The organism is Streptomyces sp. NBC_00536 (assembly GCF_036346295.1).
GTDB lineage: Bacteria > Actinomycetota > Actinomycetes > Streptomycetales > Streptomycetaceae > Streptomyces.
Genome location: NZ_CP107819.1, coordinates 3,406,921 through 3,423,290, shown reverse-complemented (window position 1 = coordinate 3,423,290; position 16,370 = coordinate 3,406,921). Strand labels below are relative to the sequence as shown.

The window sequence follows — 16,370 nt, the reverse complement described above, 5'->3', positions numbered from 1 at the left end:
ACCCATGGTCCGGGGGCTACACCCAGGTGTCCAGCCACATCCGGCCTCTCCAGGAGTCCAGGGGGATCGACTGGCCGGTATAGAGGGGCCAGAAGTAGATGAAGTTCCACACGATGAGGAGGACGAGGACCCCCGCTCCGATGGCCCCCACCGCGCGCCGTCTCTCCGATGATCCGGCGGGCCCGAGCAGCGCCCCGATCATCATGGCCACCGCCAGGCACAGGTACGGGACGAAGACCACCGCGTAGAAGTAGAAGATCGTCCGCTCCTGGTAGTTGAACCAGGGCAGCAGACCCGCCGCCAGCGCGCAGGCGATCGCGCCGGCCCGCCAGTCGCGCCGGAACAGCCAGCGCCACAGCACGTAGAGGAGCGCGAAGCAGCCCGCCCACCACAGCAGCGGGGTGCCCATCGCCAGGACCTCGCGGGCGCACTTGCCCGCCGCGGTCGACGGGCAGCCGTCGGTGCCGGGCGCGGGGGACTCGTAGTAGAAGGAGACCGGGCGGCCCAGGACCAGCCAGCTCCAGGGGTTCGACTGGTAGGTGTGGCCCGAGGTCAGGCCCACGTGGAACTTGTAGACCTCCGTCTCGTAGTGCCACAGGCTGCGCAGCCACTCCGGCAGGAACGACAGCGAGCTGCCCTGGTCCTGCGTCCGCGCCCAGTCGCGGAAGTAGCCGCCCTTGCCGTTGTCCGGGCTCAGGATCCAGCCCGTCCAGGAGGCCAGGTACACGGCGACCGCCACCGGCACGGTGGAGAGGAAACCGGGCAGCGCGTCCCGGCGAAGCATCGCCGCGTACGGGGCGCCCGCGCCCGCGACGCGGCGCGCGGCGGCGTCCCACAGCACGGTCATGACGCCGAAGAAGGCGAGGACGATCAGCCCGTTCCACTTGGTGCCGAAGGCGAGGCCGAGGCAGACGCCCGCGAGGAGCCGGTACGGGCGCCAGCCCAGCCGCAGCGTCTCCGCGACCAGCGGATCCGGCCGGCTACGGCCCTCGTCGTCCACGGGCAGCGCCGCCGCGAGTCTGGCCCGGGCCTTGTCCCGGTCGATCAGCAGCGCCCCGAAGGCCCCGAGCACGAAGAACATCAGCACCAGGTCGAGGAGCGCGTTGCGGCTCATCACCAGGTGCAGGCCGTCCACCGCCAGCAGCGCGCCCGCCAGGCAGCCGAGGAAGGTGGAGCGGAAGAGGCGCCGCCCGATCCGGCACAGCATCAGCACCGACAGGGTGCCGAGCAGCGCGGTCATGAACCGCCAGCCGAAGGGGTCGAAGCCGAACATCCACTCGCCGAGCCCGATGACCCACTTGCCGACGGGCGGGTGCACGACGTACCCCGGGTCGGAGGGCAGCACGACCCCGTCGGGGTTCGCGAGGATCGCCTTGTCGATGTCCTTGGGCCAGCTGGCCTCGTAGCCCTGCTGGATGGTGGCCCAGGCGTCCTTCGCGTAGTACGTCTCGTCAAATATCACCGCCTTCGGGCTGCCCAGGTGCGCGAACCGCAGCACCCCGGCCACCAGCGCCACCAGCAGCGGCCCGGCCCAGGACAGCACCCGCAGCACCATGTCGTTCGCGGAGGGCGGCACCCCGAGCGCCGTCCACAGCGCCTGCGAGGGCTTCGCGTACGGCGGCACCAGGCGGTCGCGGACATCGGCGCCCGGCGCCGCGGACCGCGGACCCCACCCGCCCCCCGGACTCCCCGCGCCCGGCGGCGCGTAGCCGAAGCCGCGCAGGCGGCGCAGCCAGGTCGGCGGCTCGTTCTCGCCGTCGCCGGGCGGCGCGGGCGGGGCCCCCGCGGGGCTGGGTTGCGGCGTCGCGGTACTGGTCACCGGGTCATCGTAGGGAACAGCCCTGTGGGAACCCCAGCACCGGGGGCCGCCGGGCCTGGCCGGGAAGCCCGCCCGGGCCCGGCCGGGACCGGGCGGGCGGCGGCGCCGAGAGGACGCGGCCGTGGTGCTGAGAGGATGTGCGGGTGACCACTGCGCAGCCCCGAGCCACCGAAGCCGCCCACCCGACCACCGACCCGGCGGGTGTCCTCGTCCTCGCCGGGACCCCGATCGGGGATCTCGCGGACGCACCGCCCCGGCTCGCCACCGAACTGGAACGCGCCGACGTGATCGCCGCCGAGGACACCCGGCGGCTGCGCCGCCTCACCCAGGGCCTCGGCGTGCACACCACCGGGCGCGTCCTGTCGTACTTCGAGGGCAACGAGTCCGCGCGCACCCCCGAGCTGGTCGAGGCGCTGCTCGCCGGGTCCCGGGTGCTGCTGGTCACCGACGCGGGCATGCCCTCGGTGTCCGACCCCGGCTACCGGCTGGTCGCCGCCGCCGTGGAGAAGGACATCAAGGTGACGGCCGTACCCGGCCCGTCCGCCGTGCTCACCGCGCTCGCCATGTCCGGGCTGCCCGTGGACCGGTTCTGCTTCGAGGGCTTCCTGCCGCGCAAGGCGGGCGAGCGCCTCAGCCGGCTGCGCGAGGTCGAGGGCGAGCGCCGCACCCTCGTCTACTTCGAGGCCCCGCACCGCCTCGACGACACCCTCGCCGCGATGGCCGAGGTCTTCGGCCCCGACCGCCGGGCCGCCGTCTGCCGCGAGCTGACCAAGACCTACGAAGAGGTCAAGCGCGGCGGACTGGCCGCGCTCGCCGAGTGGGCCGCCGAGGGCGTACGTGGCGAAATCACGGTGGTCGTCGAAGGCGCGCCGGACGCGGCGCCGGGCGACATCGACGCCGACGAGCTGGTGCGCAGGGTGCAGGTGAGGGAGGAGGCGGGGGAGCGGCGCAAGGAGGCCATCGCGGCGGTCGCCGCCGAGGCCGGCGTACCCAAGCGCGAGGTCTTCGACGCGGTGGTGGCGGCAAAGAATGCGGCACAAAAGGTGCCGTCAGTCGGTAAAGAGCTAGGCTGAAAAGCAAAGCTCAGACCGCGCACAGGGCGCTTTGGGCATGCTTGGCCCAAAGGCCGTCCAACACTGGACAGGGCCTGATGCGCTCCCGCCGGAACAGGCGTCCACTGGCTAATGAAACACCAGCGGACAAGAGGAGCTGGCATGAGTGAGATCGCAGACACCCCGGTTCCCGCGGCCCCGCCGGTCGCGCCCGCACCGCCGACCGTCGCCGCCGCCAGAACCGCCACTCCGACCGCCACACCCGTGACGACCGTGCGCGAGGCCTACTCCTTCGCGTGCATGAAGTGCGGGTACGGCTGGGAGCAGGCGTACGAGATCGAACACCACGTGGACGGCAAGGGCCATCCGTTCATCGTGTACACCGTCAAGGGTGGCGAACGGGTCCCGTCCCCGCTGTCCAACCCCACCTGTCTGAACTGTGGCGGGCACGTCGTGCGGATCATGCGGGAGGGGCAGGTCTCCTCGGTACTCGGCATGCTCGACCAGCTCTACCACCACCGGGTCGCGCCCGGCATCGCCGGACCCGTCCCTGCCGGGGCCAACGTCCCGCGCCACGCGAAGGAGCCGAAGGAGCCGAAGGAGCCGAAGGCGTCGCGGATGGCGAAGCCGCACGAGACGGGCCGGGCGCACGACGCACACGACGTACCCGGGCCGGTCGCGATCGACCCGCAGGCGCGGGACGCGAGCGAGGGCAGGGGCCTGCTGGGCCTGCTGGCACGGCTCTGGCGGCGGATCCGCGGGGCCTGAGGCCCCGGCGGCACCCGGTCACCCGGTCATAAGATCGACCGTATGAGTGCCAGCCCCGCCAGCCCTTCTCCTGCCAGCCCTTCGTCCCGTTCCGACCGTTCCGACCGGGACACCCCGCCGCCGCTCCCGGAGCCCCTCCGGGTGGCGGTGGCGGACTCCCACACCCACCTCGACATGCAGAGCGGCACCGTCGAGGAGGCCCTGCGCAAGGCCGCCTCGGTGGGCGTCACCACCGTCGTCCAGGTCGGCTGCGACGTGAAGGGATCCCGCTGGGCGGCCGAGACCGCCGCCGCGTACGAGAACATCCACGCGGCCGTCGCCCTTCACCCGAACGAAGCCCCCCGGATCGTGCACGGAGACCCCGACGGCTGGTCCCGCCAGGGAGCCCGGCCCGGCGGCGGCGAGGCGGCCCTGGACGAGGCCCTCGCCGAGATCGAGGCGCTGGCCGCCCTGGACCACGTGAAGGCGGTCGGCGAGACCGGACTCGACTACTTCCGCACCGGCCCCGAGGGCATGGCCGCGCAGGAGCGTTCCTTCCGTGCCCACATCGAGATCGCCAAGCGCCAGGGCAAGGCCCTGGTCATCCACGACCGCGAGGCCCACGCCGACGTCCTGCGCGTGCTGCGCGAGGAGGGCGCGCCCGAGCGGACCGTCTTCCACTGCTACTCCGGCGACGCCGAGATGGCGCGCGAGTGCGCGGCCGCCGGGTACTTCATGTCCTTCGCCGGGACGGTCACCTTCAAGAACGCGGCGGCGCTGCGCGAGGCGGTGGCGGTGGCCCCGGCCGAGCTGCTGCTCGTCGAGACGGACGCGCCGTACCTGACCCCCGCGCCGTACCGCGGACGGCCCAACGCGCCGTACCTGATCCCGCTCACCGTCCGCGCGATGGCCGCCGCCCGTGGCATCGACGAGGACACCATGGCCAAGGCCCTGGCAACGAACACGGCCCGCGCCTTCGGGTACTGACCCGGGCCGCCCTTGCGCCCGCCCCTGCACCCACTGGCCCACCTGGCCGGGGCCTTCGCCGACTGCCCCACCCGGCCGGGCCGTTCCCCGGGCTGCGCCCCTGTCCCTTGGGGCGAGCAAACCCAGCCGTGCCCGGGGGCCATTTCAGCCTCGCCGGCGTTTGAGGCGCGGGCTGCGCGCTGGGCCGCTGGTGCGGCAAATCCAGCCTCGCCGGCGTTTGAGGCGCAGGGTCTGGGGCGGAGCCCCAGTGGGCGACCTGCGGCGCCGCCTCTCAGGGCTCCGCCCCGAACCCCGCGCCTCAAACGCCGGCGAGGCTGAGGGTGGCGGCGCCGCCTCTCAGGGCGGGGCTGAGGGTGGCGGCGTCGCCTCTCAGGGCTCCGCCCCGAACCCCGCGCCTCAAACGCCGGCGAGGCTGGGATGCCCCGGCCGGGACGCGCCCCCGGGCGAGGCTGGATTGGCGCCGGCCGGGACGTGCCCCCGGCGACACGCTGTGTGTTCGACTGACTTTGTTGCGTGACGGGCGCTCCGCTAGGGTGCCGTGCCCGAACCAACGGGACCGGACCAGTGGAGCGAGCGTCGTGAGCGATACCCAGGGCAGCCACCGCCGTGGCGGCAGGGACGAGCCGGATGCCGCCGCGCCGACGGGCTGGCTCGACTCGGCCCTGTCCGCCGACCCGGCCCCCGGGCCCGTCCCGGCCCCCCGTACCGGCGACCGCAGGGCCGCGCGCCGCCGCAAGGCGGACGGTCCCGGCGGGCGCCGGGCCCGCGGCCGCTCCCCCCTCCCCGCGGCACCCGGCGTCCCGGCGGGAGCCGTCGCCACGGCCTGGCCGGACGCCGAAACCGTCCTCGACGACCTCGACCTGGACGTCGACCTCGACCTCGACCTGGACCTGGAACTCGACCTCGATTTCGGCCCCGCCTCCGCCCCCGGCACGGACGCCGCCCCCCGCCCGGAACCCGGAGGCACCGCCACTCGGGCCCGCCGGGGCAGGGGCAGCAAGGCCGGGCGCGGCACCGCCAGCTGGCGCCGGATCGTCCCGCAGGCCCTGGTCGTCGCCTTCCTCGCGGGCGGCACCACCGCCTTCGTCGCCGCCGACAAGGCGGTCCGCCTCACCGTGGACGGCGTACCCCGCACCCTGCACACCTTCGCCGACGACGTCGACGAGCTGCTCCAGGCCGAGGGGCTGGGCGTCGGCGCCCACGACCTCGTCGCCCCCGCCCCGGCCACCGCGCTGGACGACGGCGACGAGGTCGTCGTCCGCTACGGCCGCCCCCTCCAGCTCACCCTCGACGGGCAGCGCCGCCAGGTGTGGACCACCGCCGCCACCGTGGACGGCGCGCTGCGCCAGCTCGGCGTCCGCGCGGAGGGCGCGTACCTCTCCGCACCCCGCACCACCCCCGTACCGCGCCGCGGCCTCACCCTGAACGTCCGCACCGAGCGCAGCGTCACCTTCATGGCCGACGGCCGCGAACGCACCATCCGCACCAACGCCGCCACCGTCCAGGAGGCCCTCGACCAGGCCGGGATCACCCTGCACGCGCAGGACACCACCTCCGTGCCGCCCGCCTCCTTCCCGCGCGACGGCCAGACCGTCACCGTGCTGCGCATCACCGGCACCCGCGAGGTCCGCGAGGAGCGCATCCCGTTCGAGATCGAGCGGGTCAAGGACCCGGACGGCTTCGCCGGGACGGAGGTGGTCGAGCGGGTCGGCCGCCCGGGTGCCCGCCGGGTCACCTACACCCTGCGCACCGTCAACGGGGTCCGCCAGAAGCCCCGCCGGATCGCCGAGGAGACCCTCCGCGAGCCCGTCTCGCAGCTGGTCAAGGTCGGCACCCGCCCGCTGCCCGACTCGGTCGCCGGGGCGGACGGCCTGGACTGGGGAGCGCTGGCCCAGTGCGAGTCCGGCGGCCGCGCCGCGGCCACCGACGCCTCCGGCACCTACGGCGGCCTCTACCAGTTCGACGTCCAGACCTGGCAGACCCTCGGCGGCTCCGGCCGGCCGCAGGAGGCGCCGGGTGCGGAGCAGACGTACCGGGCCAAGAAGCTCTACGTGCAGCGGGGGGCGAGTCCGTGGCCGCACTGCGGCCGTAGGCTTTACCGGTGAGCACCGCAGAGCACGACACCGCAGAGCACGGCAACGAGCAGCAGGACGACAGCACCGGGCAGCAGGACGACGGCGCCGTGAAGCAGGCCGGCGCCCCGGCGCAGGGGGCCGACGCGCTGTTCGGCGCGGCCGACATCCGGGAGCTGGCGGCCGTACTCGGCGTGCGGCCGACGAAGCAGAAGGGCCAGAACTTCGTCATCGACGCCAACACCGTGCGCCGGATCGTGCGCACGGCCGAGGTGCGCCCCGATGACGTGGTCGTCGAGGTCGGTCCGGGCCTGGGCTCGCTGACGCTGGCGCTGCTGGAGGCCGCGGACCGGGTGACCGCCGTCGAGATCGACGACGTACTGGCCGCCGCGCTGCCCGCGACCATCGAGGCGCGGATGCCCGCGCGCGCCGACCGGTTCGCGCTGGTGCACTCCGACGCGATGCTCGTGAAGGAGCTGCCCGGCCCGGCGCCGACCGCGCTGGTCGCCAACCTGCCGTACAACGTGGCCGTGCCGGTGCTGCTGACCATGCTCGACCGGTTCCCGAGCATCGAGCGGACGCTGGTCATGGTGCAGGCGGAGGTCGCCGACCGGCTCGCCGCCAAGCCCGGCAACAAGGTCTACGGCGTGCCCTCGGTGAAGGCCGCCTGGTACTGCGACGTCAAGCGCGCCGGATCGATCGGCCGCAACGTCTTCTGGCCCGCGCCGAACGTCGACTCCGGGCTCGTCTCCCTGGTGCGGCGGGCCGAGCCGGTCAAGACGACCGCCACCAAGCGGGAGGTCTTCGCGGTCGTCGACGCCGCCTTCGCGCAGCGCCGCAAGACGCTGCGCGCCGCGCTGTCCGGCTGGGCCGGGTCGGCCGCGGGCGCCGAGAACGCGCTGGTCGCGGCCGGGATCTCGCCGCAGGCCCGCGGCGAGGGGCTGACGGTCGAGGAGTTCGCGCGGATCGCCGAGAACAAGCCGGTGGCGGAGAGGGCGGCCCTCTGATGAGTACCCGTGGAGTCCGTGCCCACGCCGTCACCGTTCGCGTGCCCGCCAAGGTCAATGTGCAGCTGGCGGTGGGCGCGGCCCGCCCGGACGGCTTCCACGACCTCGCCAACGTCTTCCTGGCGGTCTCGCTCTACGACGAGGTGACGGTCACCCCGGCCGACACCCTCACGGTGACCTGCTCCGGCGCCGACGCCGACCAGGTCCCCCTCGACCGTACGAACCTGGTCGCGCGGGCGGCCGAGCTGCTGGCCGCCCGGCACGGCCTGGACCCGGCGGTCCACATCCACATCGCGAAGCACATCCCCGTCGCGGGCGGCATGGCGGGCGGCAGTGCGGACGGCGCGGGCGCGCTGCTCGCCTGCGACCTGCTGTGGGGCCTTCAGAGCACGCCCGCCGAGCTGCTGGAGATCTGCGCCGAGCTGGGCAGCGACGTCCCGTTCAGCCTGGTCGGCGGGGCCGCGCTCGGCACCGGGCGCGGCGAGCAGCTCGCCCCGCTGGAGTCGGGGATCTTCCACTGGGTGTTCGCCGTGGCCGACGGGGGACTGTCGACCCCGGCGGTCTTCCGCGAGTTCGACCGGCTCGCGGCCGAAGCCGGTACGGACATCCCCGTGCCCGAGGCTTCGCCCGCGCTGCTGGCCGCGCTGGCCGCCGGGGACCCGGACGCGCTGGCCGCGACCCTGGCCAATGACCTCCAGCCCGCGGCGCTCTCGCTGCGCCCGCAGCTGCGGCAGACGCTGGACGCGGGCCTGGGGGCCGGGGCGCTGGCCGCCCTCGTCTCGGGCTCCGGCCCGACGACGGCCTTCCTGGTCCGGGACCCCGAGTCCGCGGTGAAGGTCGCCGAGGCGCTGGCCGCCTCCGGCACCTGCCGGACCACCCGGGTGGCCACCTCCCCGGCCCCGGGCGCCACCCGCCACTAGGGCGTGTTTTAAAAGTAGCGCCGGGCGCCCGGAGGGCGCGGCCCGCGGCGTCTGGTGCCGTGCATCGCAAGGCGGAGGATCGCCCGCCTACTGGACGTAATCGGGCGTTCCGACAACGCAGCGAGGCGCGGTGCCAGGCGTCGCGGGCCAGGCGGGACTTTTAAAACACGCCCTAGGCACCACACCAGGGCAGGGCACCCGCCCGGCCGCTCGCGCAGCGGTCGGGCCGGGCGGGGAAGGTTAGGGTAAGGGGCTGATCCACCCCTTTCCCTGGAGCGCGTCTGATGGCCGTCAATCTGGTCAATGTCGAGGCAGTCAGCAAGGTGTACGGAACCCGTACCCTGCTCGACGGCATCTCCCTCGGCGTATCCGAGGGGGACCGGATCGGTGTCGTCGGACGCAACGGCGACGGCAAGACCACCCTCATCCGGATGCTCGCCAAGCTGGAGGAACCCGACACCGGCCGGGTCACCCAGAACGGCGGACTGCGGATGGGCGTGCTCACGCAGCACGACTCCCTGGACCCCGCCGCCACCGTCCGCCACGAGATCATCGGCGACATGGCCGACCACGAGTGGGCGGGCAACGCGAAGATCCGCGATGTGCTGACCGGCCTCTTCGGCGGCCTGGACCTGCCCGGCTTCGAACAGGGCCTGGACACCGTCATCGGCCCGCTCTCCGGTGGCGAGCGCCGCCGGATCGCGCTCGCGCAGCTGCTGATCGCCGACCAGGACCTGCTCGTCCTCGACGAGCCCACCAACCACCTCGACGTCGAAGGCATCTCCTGGCTGGCCAAGCACCTCCAGGAGCGCCGCTCCGCGCTCGTCTGCGTCACCCACGACCGCTGGTTCCTCGACCAGGTCTGCACCCGCATGTGGGACGTGCAGCGCGGTGACGTCCACGAGTACGAGGGCGGCTACAGCGACTACGTCTTCGCCCGCGCCGAGCGCGACCGGATCGCCGCCACGGAGGAGTCCAAGCGGCAGAACCTGATGCGCAAGGAGCTGGCCTGGCTGCGCCGCGGCGCCCCGGCCCGCACCTCCAAGCCGCGCTACCGCATCGAGGCGGCCAATGAGCTGATCGCCGACGTGCCGCCGCCGCGCGACAAGTCCGAGCTGATGAAGTTCGCCAACGCGCGCCTGGGCAAGACGGTCTTCGACCTGGAGGACGTGACCGTCCAGGCCGGGCCCAAGACCCTGCTCCAGCACCTGACCTGGCACCTCGGCCCCGGCGACCGCGTCGGCCTGGTCGGCGTCAACGGCGCGGGCAAGACCTCGCTGCTGCGCGCGCTGGCCGAGGCCAACCGCACCCAGGGTGACGTACAGCCCGCGGCGGGCAAGGTGACCGTCGGCAAGACCGTCCGCCTCGCCTACCTCTCGCAGGAGGTCGGCGAACTCGACCCGTCCCTGCGGGTCCTGGAGGCCGTACAGCGCGTGCGCGACCGGGTCGACCTCGGCCAGGGCCGCGAGATGACGGCGGGCCAGCTGTGCGAGCAGTTCGGCTTCACCAAGGAGAAGCAGTGGACGCCGGTCGGCGACCTCTCCGGTGGTGAGCGCCGCCGCCTGCAGATCCTGCGCCTGCTGATGGACGAGCCCAACGTCCTCTTCCTCGACGAGCCCACCAACGACCTCGACATCGAGACCCTCACGCAGCTGGAGGACCTCCTCGACGGCTGGCCCGGGTCGATGGTCGTGATCTCCCACGACCGGTTCTTCATCGAGCGCACCACGGACACCGTGATGGCGCTGCTCGGCGACAAGAGCCTGCGGATGCTGCCGCGCGGTCTGGACGAGTACCTGGAGCGCCGGCAGCGGATGATCGCCGAGGCGTCGCCCGCGCCCGCCCCGGCCGCGGCCGCGGCGAAGTCGACCTCCTCCGGCGATTCGCGCGCCGCGAAGAAGGAGCTCCAGAAGATCGAGCGCCAGCTCAACAAGATGTCGGACCGCGAGACGAACCTGCACGCGCAGATCGCCGAGAACGCCACCGACTTCGACAAGGTCGCCAAGCTCGACGCGGAGCTGCGCGAACTCATCTCAGACCGGGACGAGTTGGAAATGCGCTGGCTGGAGCTGGCGGAGGACGCGTAGGTTCCGCCGCCTCCGCGCACCAACTGGCCGGATAACGACGGAGTCACGGGCCGGTCCTCCCTTGGGCACAGGGGCTGGACCGGCCCGTCCGTCGTGCGCCCGCAGTGATACAAAGGTCATCCCCCGCGCCCGACCGACCCCGAAGGTACAGCTGATGACCGAGCCGCCGAGTCCGCCGACGCCGCCGAACCAGCCACCTGTACCTCCCGGTTACGGACACCTGCCCGGGCCCCCGCCGCCCTCCGCCCACGGTTTCCCGCCACAGGGCGACAATCCGTACGCGCAGCCGGTGGGTCAGCAGGCCCCGCAGGCCCCGTACGGGCAGCAGCCGCAGCCCGGATACGGATATCCGCCGCCCCCGGCCACGGTGCCGATGGCGGCCCCCGGCGCGCCCGCCGCACCCCGGGGCCGGATGCACCTCCTCGTCACGGCCTCCGTGGTCGTCACGCTCGTGCTCGGCACCGGCGCGTACTTCACCTTCGCGGGCGACGACGGCGGGAAGGGCGACGGCGGCAAGAAGCCGGTCGCGGGCGGCGGCTCCGCGCCCGTGGCCCAGCCCTCCGGCTCGGCGTCCGTCGACCAGGGCGACGGCAAGGGCACCGGCATGAGCGACGCCGACCTGAACTCCGGCCGCAAGCCCGGCGAGAGCAAGGTCCTGTGGCTGAGGACCAACTCCACCCAGCTGCCGGGCGGCGGCGGGGACGCGACGGGCCAGTGGATCGTGGGCGACACCGTCGTCAAGTCCTTCTACAAGTCGCTCACCGGCTTCGGCGTGAGCGACGGCAAAGAGAAGTGGAAGGTCACCTTCCCCACCAAGGTGTGCAGCACGCCCCCGCAGACCACCACCGACGGCAAGGTCGTCGTGGGCATCATGGACGGCGAGTCCGACTCCGCGACCTGCAACCAGCTGAAGCTGGTCGACCTCAAGACGGGCAAGGAGGGCTGGACGAAGGAGATCCCCAAGGAGGGGATGTTCGACATCATGGTCACCCCCAGCCTCGCCATCACCGGTGACACCGTCACCGCCAGCCGCGTCGGCGCCGCCAGCGCCTTCAAGGTGAGCACCGGGGACCGGCTCTTCGGCTCCAACGTCCCCGAGGGCTGCACGCCCGGCTCCTACGCGGCCGGCCAGGGCAAGATCGTCGCCGTCGCCACCTGCGCAGACGGCATCGAGGAACTCCAGGGCACCGACCCGGTCAGCGGCCAGAAGAGCTGGACCTACCGCTTCCCGCAGGGCTGGAAGGTCAGCAAGGTCTACTCCGTGGACCCGCTCGTCGTCGACGTCAAGCAGCGCGACAAGAACCAGCGCTCCATCATGGTCCTCGGCCCCGACGGCAAGCAGCGCTCGCAGCTCAGCGGCGAGGGCCAGTTCACGCCCCGCTGCGACGACCCCATCCTCGACCGGCCGCTCCAGGACTGCTGGGGCGTCGTCGTCGACGCGGGCTCCGACACCATCGTCCTGCCCACCGAAGGCGCCTCCAACGAACTGGTCGCCTTCGACCTCGGCACCGGAAAGCCCAAGTGGCGCACCCCGGCGGGCGACAAGCGCGCCCTGGTCCCGCTGAAGGCCGAGGGCGGCAAGCTGTACGCCTACAACTCCGCGGCGGACCGCGCGACCGGCGGCGAGGTCATCTCCCTCCCGATCGGCGCCGGAGGCAAGCCCACGACGGTCCTGCACAATCCGTCCGGGCCCGCCGCGCCGCTGGAGAACTCCTTCTACACCCCGCAGATCGCCTATGTGGACGGGCGGCTCTTCATGTCCTCCACGCACATCACCGGCGAGGGCAAGGACGAGAAGTTCCTGATGGTCTTCGGCAAATGAATCCTCCTCAAGTGACCGTGTCCGCCGCCCCGTCGTCCCCCAGGCCGCCCATGAGAGGCAGAAGCACCCGATGAGTACCCCGCCGCCCCCGAACCAGCCCCCGTCGGGCGGCTTCGGCGCGCCCCAGGACCCGCCGCCGGGCGGCTTCGCGCCGCCGCCGGCCGCACCGCCCGTACCGCCCGCGCCCCCGCAGCAGCCGCCCCACCAGCCGGGCGCCGCCTACGGCTACCCGCAGCAGCAGCCCGCCTACGGCTACCCGCAGGCCCCGCAGCCGCCGCAGACCGTGCCCGCGCCCGCCTACGTCCCGCCTGCGAGCGGCGGCGGGAGCGGCACCGGTGGCACCGGCGGCGGGAGCAACGACCTGCGCAACCAGATCCTCATCGTCGTCGCCGCGATCGTGGCCATCGCCCTGATCGTGGGCGGCGGCTTCTGGTACGTCGGTGACGACGGCGGCAAGCAGGACGTCAGCAAGAGCCCCACCGACGGCAAGAGCCCCGGCGCGACCGGCGACGGCGACAAGCCCGGCGGCGGGCCCGCCACCGAGAAGGCCCCGGCGAACACCAAGGCCAAGACCCTGGTCAACCTGGATCAGCCGAAGGTCGCCGACATCACGCACGTCGAGGGCTCCTGGGTCACCGACACCGTCTACGTGAAGTCCGATGTGGCCAAGATCGTCGGCTACGACCTGAACACCGGCGCCCAGAAGTGGTCCATCCCGCTCCCGGCCGAGATCTGCGGAGCCAGCCGGCACGCCAGCGGCGGCAAGACGGCGGTCCTCTTCCAGGAAGCGCTGGCCAGCGACGCCAACAAGTACCCCCGCTGCAACCAGGTCGGCGCCATCGACCTGAACACGGGCAAGCTGCTCTGGTCCACCTCCATCAAGGCCGCCACCAGCGGTGACAAGCCGGTGGAGTTCAAGGAGGTCACGGTCAGCGGGACCACCGTCGCCGCGGGCGGCCTCCAGGGCGGCGCGGGCTGGAACATCGCCGACGGCAAGAACCTCTGGCCCGCCAAGGTCGACGGCGAAGGCTGCTACGACGTCGGCTACGGCGGCGGCGAAGCCCTCGCGGTCATCCGCAAGTGCGGCCCGTACGGCAGCCAGTACCTGATCGCCCAGAGCCTCGACCCGGCGACGGGCGCGCCGAAGTCCTCGTACAAGATGTCGCAGGGCATCGAGTACGCGCACATCGTCTCCACCAAGCCGCTGGTCGTCGGCGCCGACATCGGTGACGTGGCCAAGGGCGGCAGCAGCGTCAGCGACCTCTTCGTCCTCGACGACGCGGGCGCGCTGAAGTCCCGTATCCCGGTCTCGTCCGGCAACTACGACGTCGATTGCGGGGCCACCGAGGTGGAGACCTGCAAGAAGATGGTCGTCGGCAACGGCAAGGTCTACGTGCCGGCCGCGCAGCACCAGGGCAAGGACACCTACGGCAAGACCAACGAGCTGCTGTCCTTCGACCTCAGCACCGGCAAGCAGACCACCGACCGCGCCGACGCGGGCGAGCAGTACACGATCATGCCGCTGCGCATGGACGGGCCGAACGTCATCGCCTACAAGCTGCCCCCCTACAACAAGGGCGGACAGATCGTCAGCATCGACGGCACGACCATGAAGGAAACCCTCCTCATGGAGATGCCGGAGGACAAGAACATCCGGCGCCCGGAGACCAGCTTCTCGTCCCTCGGAGCCGAGTACTGCTACCACAACGGGCGGTTCTTCATCTCCCAGACGCTGATCAGCAAGCCCTACTCGGACACCGCCGAAAAGTCGTACCTGTTCGTCTCGTTCACGACGGGCTGAGCGCGTACTGCGTAGCGCGAACCGCAAGCAGTGAACCAGAGCCCCCCGGAGGAAGCCTCTTCCTCCGGGGGGCTCTGGCGTGCCGCCTCGGACAAGCGGACCGGGGCGGGGCTAGCGTGGGGGAGGTGACGGGAAGCGATGCCGATCGGCTGTGGTCCGAGTCCATGCCGGAGGCCTACGAGCGGTACCTCGTGCCGGTGCTCTTCCGGCCCTTCGCCGTCGATCTGGCCGCGCGGGCGGCTGCGCTGCGGCCGCGGCGGGTCCTCGAACTGGCCGCCGGTACGGGTGTGGTGACGGCAGAGCTGCTCGCCGCGGCCCCGTGGGCCGAGGTGACGGCCACCGACCTGAACGACGCCATGGTCGCCTTCGGGGCGGCCCGGGCCCCCGGCGCGGTGTGGCGGCAGGCCGACGCGCAGCGGCTGCCGTTCCCGGATGCGGGCTTCGACCTGGTGGTCTGCCAGTTCGGCGTGATGTTCTTCCCCGACCGGGTCGCCGCCTTCGCCGAGGTCCGCCGGATGCTGGCCCCGGAGGGCCGCTTCCTCTTCAGCACCTGGGGCCCGATCGCCGCGCACGCCTTCGACGCCGCGACGCAGGCCGGGCTGGAGCGGGCCTTCCCGGCCGACCCGCCGCGCTTCCTCGCCACGGTCCCGCACGGCTACGCCGACCCCGCCCTCGTGACCGCCGACCTGATGGCCGCCGGGTTCACCGTCGAGGAGCAGCGGGAGCTGACCCTGGAGGGCCGCGCCGCCTCCGCCGCCGACGTCGCCACCGGATTCCTCACCGGGAGCCCGGTCCGCGCGGCCGTCGCGGAGCGCGGCGGTGGTTCGGCCGAGCGGGCTGTCATCATCGAGGAAATGACCGCCCGGCTCGGCCCCGGCCCGGTCACCGCCCCGATGACGGCGTACGTCTTCACCTGCGCGGCCTGACCGCGCGCGGACCGCTGTCACACGGGCCAGGATCCCGCCGGATCGTCCAGCCAGACGGCCTGCCCGGCCGCCGTGAGGGTGAGGCCGAAGCGCTCGTGACCGGGCCTGCCCATCTCCGTCCACCAGGCGTACGCCGATGCGGCCTCGTCCCACAGCCGACGGGGGCCGGACTGCCAGACCGTCGCCGTGGCTCCGTCGCGGAACAGTACGCAGGCCCACGACCGGTCGCCGAGCCCGTAGAACCACACGGGCCGGGCGCCGTCGCGCTTCTCGGCGACCACGTGCACGCAGTCACGGACCCTGAGCCCCAGGGCGAACCGCTGGGGGCTGAAGCGCTCTCCCAGGAACTCCTCCTCGGTGCAACCGGTGGACGACTTGTCGTGGCCGTCCACCCCGTCCGTGACGTAGTCGGAGTGCGCGACGGGCGGTAGCCGTTGGGCGCGCGCCTTCATGAACTCGACCGGCCCGGTGAACCCGCCGCAGGCACTCGCGCCGTCGTCCGCGACCGTGAGCCGGGCCACGGCGTCGCCGTTGCCGTAGTGGGTTCCCCACGGCGCCACGATGACCCCGCCCGGCTCGCACTGCCCGACCCAAGCGAAGGGGAGTTCCCGGAGGCCGCAGGTCGCGATGATCCGCTCGTACGGGCCTCCCTCGGGGTGGCCCTTGAGCCCGTCGCCGGTCACGACCCGGACGGACGCCCCGAACGCGGTGAGCGCGGTACGTGCCCCGGCCGCCACGGCGGGATCGAGCTCCACGGTGACGACGTTCCCGGCGCCCACCCGGTGCGCCAGCAGCGCGGCGTTCCATCCGGTGCCCGTACCGATCTCCAGCACCCGGGTGCCGGGCCGCGCGTCCAGGTCCCGGAGCATCCGGAGGACCACGCTCGGCATGGACGCCGAACTGGTGGAGACCTGCCCGGGCTCCGGCCCGGTGTGCGCTCCGTCGTCCCACTGCGTGACGACGGGCACGTCCGCGTCCGCGTAGCCGTACCAGGCCTCCGGCTCCGCCGCCCGCGAGACGGCGACGCTCTGACCCGTCCCCATGTCGAAGGGCCAGATGAGATCCGGCAGGAACGCCGAACGCGGGACGGCGGCGAAGGCGGGTTCCCAATCCATGGTCATGACCTCTCC

Annotated in this window: 12 protein-coding genes; 10 read left to right on the top strand and 2 right to left on the bottom strand. The window is 72.9% G+C overall.

What is annotated here, in order from left to right; translation table 11 throughout:
* Positions 1 to 16: 16 nt before the first annotated feature.
* Positions 17 to 1,819 carry a dolichyl-phosphate-mannose--protein mannosyltransferase gene (locus tag OHS33_RS14835; protein WP_330330867.1) on the bottom strand — a complete coding sequence of 601 codons (1,803 nt, stop codon included), beginning with the start codon at positions 1,817 to 1,819 and terminating at the stop codon, positions 17 to 19.
* A gap of 143 nt (positions 1,820 to 1,962) precedes the next feature.
* On the opposite strand from OHS33_RS14835, the gene rsmI reads away from it, so the two are divergent.
* From rsmI to OHS33_RS14785, 10 genes are all read left to right on the top strand, one after another.
* Positions 1,963 to 2,892, top strand: a complete 930-nt coding sequence (gene rsmI, locus OHS33_RS14830; RefSeq protein WP_330330866.1) for a 16S rRNA (cytidine(1402)-2'-O)-methyltransferase — start codon at positions 1,963 to 1,965, stop codon at positions 2,890 to 2,892.
* Between the two features lie 141 nt (positions 2,893 to 3,033).
* Entirely contained in the window at positions 3,034 to 3,639 is a 606-nt protein-coding gene (locus tag OHS33_RS14825) for a hypothetical protein (RefSeq protein ID WP_443065303.1), read from the top strand.
* 42 nt (positions 3,640 to 3,681) lie between these two features.
* Positions 3,682 to 4,605, top strand: a complete 924-nt coding sequence (locus OHS33_RS14820; RefSeq protein WP_330330865.1) for a TatD family hydrolase — start codon at positions 3,682 to 3,684, stop codon at positions 4,603 to 4,605.
* Positions 4,606 to 5,489: 884 nt separating this feature from the next.
* Positions 5,490 to 6,710, top strand: coding sequence for a ubiquitin-like domain-containing protein (locus OHS33_RS14815; protein WP_443065446.1), 1,221 nt, complete (start codon positions 5,490 to 5,492; stop codon positions 6,708 to 6,710).
* Positions 6,711 to 6,787: 77 nt separating this feature from the next.
* Positions 6,788 to 7,684, top strand: a complete 897-nt coding sequence (rsmA, locus tag OHS33_RS14810) for a 16S rRNA (adenine(1518)-N(6)/adenine(1519)-N(6))-dimethyltransferase RsmA (RefSeq protein ID WP_330335059.1) — start codon at positions 6,788 to 6,790, stop codon at positions 7,682 to 7,684.
* Complete coding sequence (locus tag OHS33_RS14805) at positions 7,684 to 8,604, top strand: 4-(cytidine 5'-diphospho)-2-C-methyl-D-erythritol kinase (protein ID WP_330330863.1); 921 nt, start codon at positions 7,684 to 7,686, stop codon at positions 8,602 to 8,604. The genes rsmA and OHS33_RS14805 overlap by 1 nt, the downstream gene beginning before the upstream one ends.
* Positions 8,605 to 8,888: 284 nt before the next feature.
* On the top strand, positions 8,889 to 10,691 hold the full coding sequence (locus OHS33_RS14800; protein WP_330330862.1) for an ABC-F family ATP-binding cassette domain-containing protein: 1,803 nt from the start codon (positions 8,889 to 8,891) through the stop codon (positions 10,689 to 10,691).
* 154 nt (positions 10,692 to 10,845) lie between these two features.
* Positions 10,846 to 12,513 carry an outer membrane protein assembly factor BamB family protein gene (locus OHS33_RS14795; RefSeq protein ID WP_330330861.1) on the top strand — a complete coding sequence of 556 codons (1,668 nt, stop codon included), beginning with the start codon at positions 10,846 to 10,848 and terminating at the stop codon, positions 12,511 to 12,513.
* 70 nt (positions 12,514 to 12,583) lie between these two features.
* On the top strand, positions 12,584 to 14,314 hold the full coding sequence (locus OHS33_RS14790; protein ID WP_330330860.1) for an outer membrane protein assembly factor BamB family protein: 1,731 nt from the start codon (positions 12,584 to 12,586) through the stop codon (positions 14,312 to 14,314).
* Between the two features lie 164 nt (positions 14,315 to 14,478).
* The gene (locus OHS33_RS14785) at positions 14,479 to 15,240 is read left to right on the top strand and encodes a class I SAM-dependent methyltransferase (protein WP_330335058.1); all 762 of its coding nucleotides are present in this window, start codon (positions 14,479 to 14,481) and stop codon (positions 15,238 to 15,240) included.
* A gap of 17 nt (positions 15,241 to 15,257) precedes the next feature.
* Here OHS33_RS14785 and OHS33_RS14780 read toward each other — a convergent pair whose 3' ends face one another.
* A complete protein-coding gene (locus OHS33_RS14780; RefSeq protein WP_330330859.1) occupies positions 15,258 to 16,361 on the bottom strand; it encodes a methyltransferase domain-containing protein in 1,104 nt (367 codons plus the stop codon).
* Positions 16,362 to 16,370: the final 9 nt, after the last annotated feature.

Coding starts and splice junctions, on each gene's coding strand:
- OHS33_RS14825 (WP_443065303.1), top strand. CDS start 3,034: ATGAGTGAGATCGCAGACACCCCGGTTCCCGCGGCCCCGCCGGTCGCG.
- OHS33_RS14820 (WP_330330865.1), top strand. CDS start 3,682: ATGAGTGCCAGCCCCGCCAGCCCTTCTCCTGCCAGCCCTTCGTCCCGT.
- OHS33_RS14805 (WP_330330863.1), top strand. CDS start 7,684: ATGAGTACCCGTGGAGTCCGTGCCCACGCCGTCACCGTTCGCGTGCCC.
- OHS33_RS14800 (WP_330330862.1), top strand. CDS start 8,889: ATGGCCGTCAATCTGGTCAATGTCGAGGCAGTCAGCAAGGTGTACGGA.
- OHS33_RS14795 (WP_330330861.1), top strand. CDS start 10,846: ATGACCGAGCCGCCGAGTCCGCCGACGCCGCCGAACCAGCCACCTGTA.
- OHS33_RS14790 (WP_330330860.1), top strand. CDS start 12,584: ATGAGTACCCCGCCGCCCCCGAACCAGCCCCCGTCGGGCGGCTTCGGC.
- OHS33_RS14785 (WP_330335058.1), top strand. CDS start 14,479: ATGCCGGAGGCCTACGAGCGGTACCTCGTGCCGGTGCTCTTCCGGCCC.
- OHS33_RS14780 (WP_330330859.1), bottom strand. CDS start 16,361: ATGACCATGGATTGGGAACCCGCCTTCGCCGCCGTCCCGCGTTCGGCG.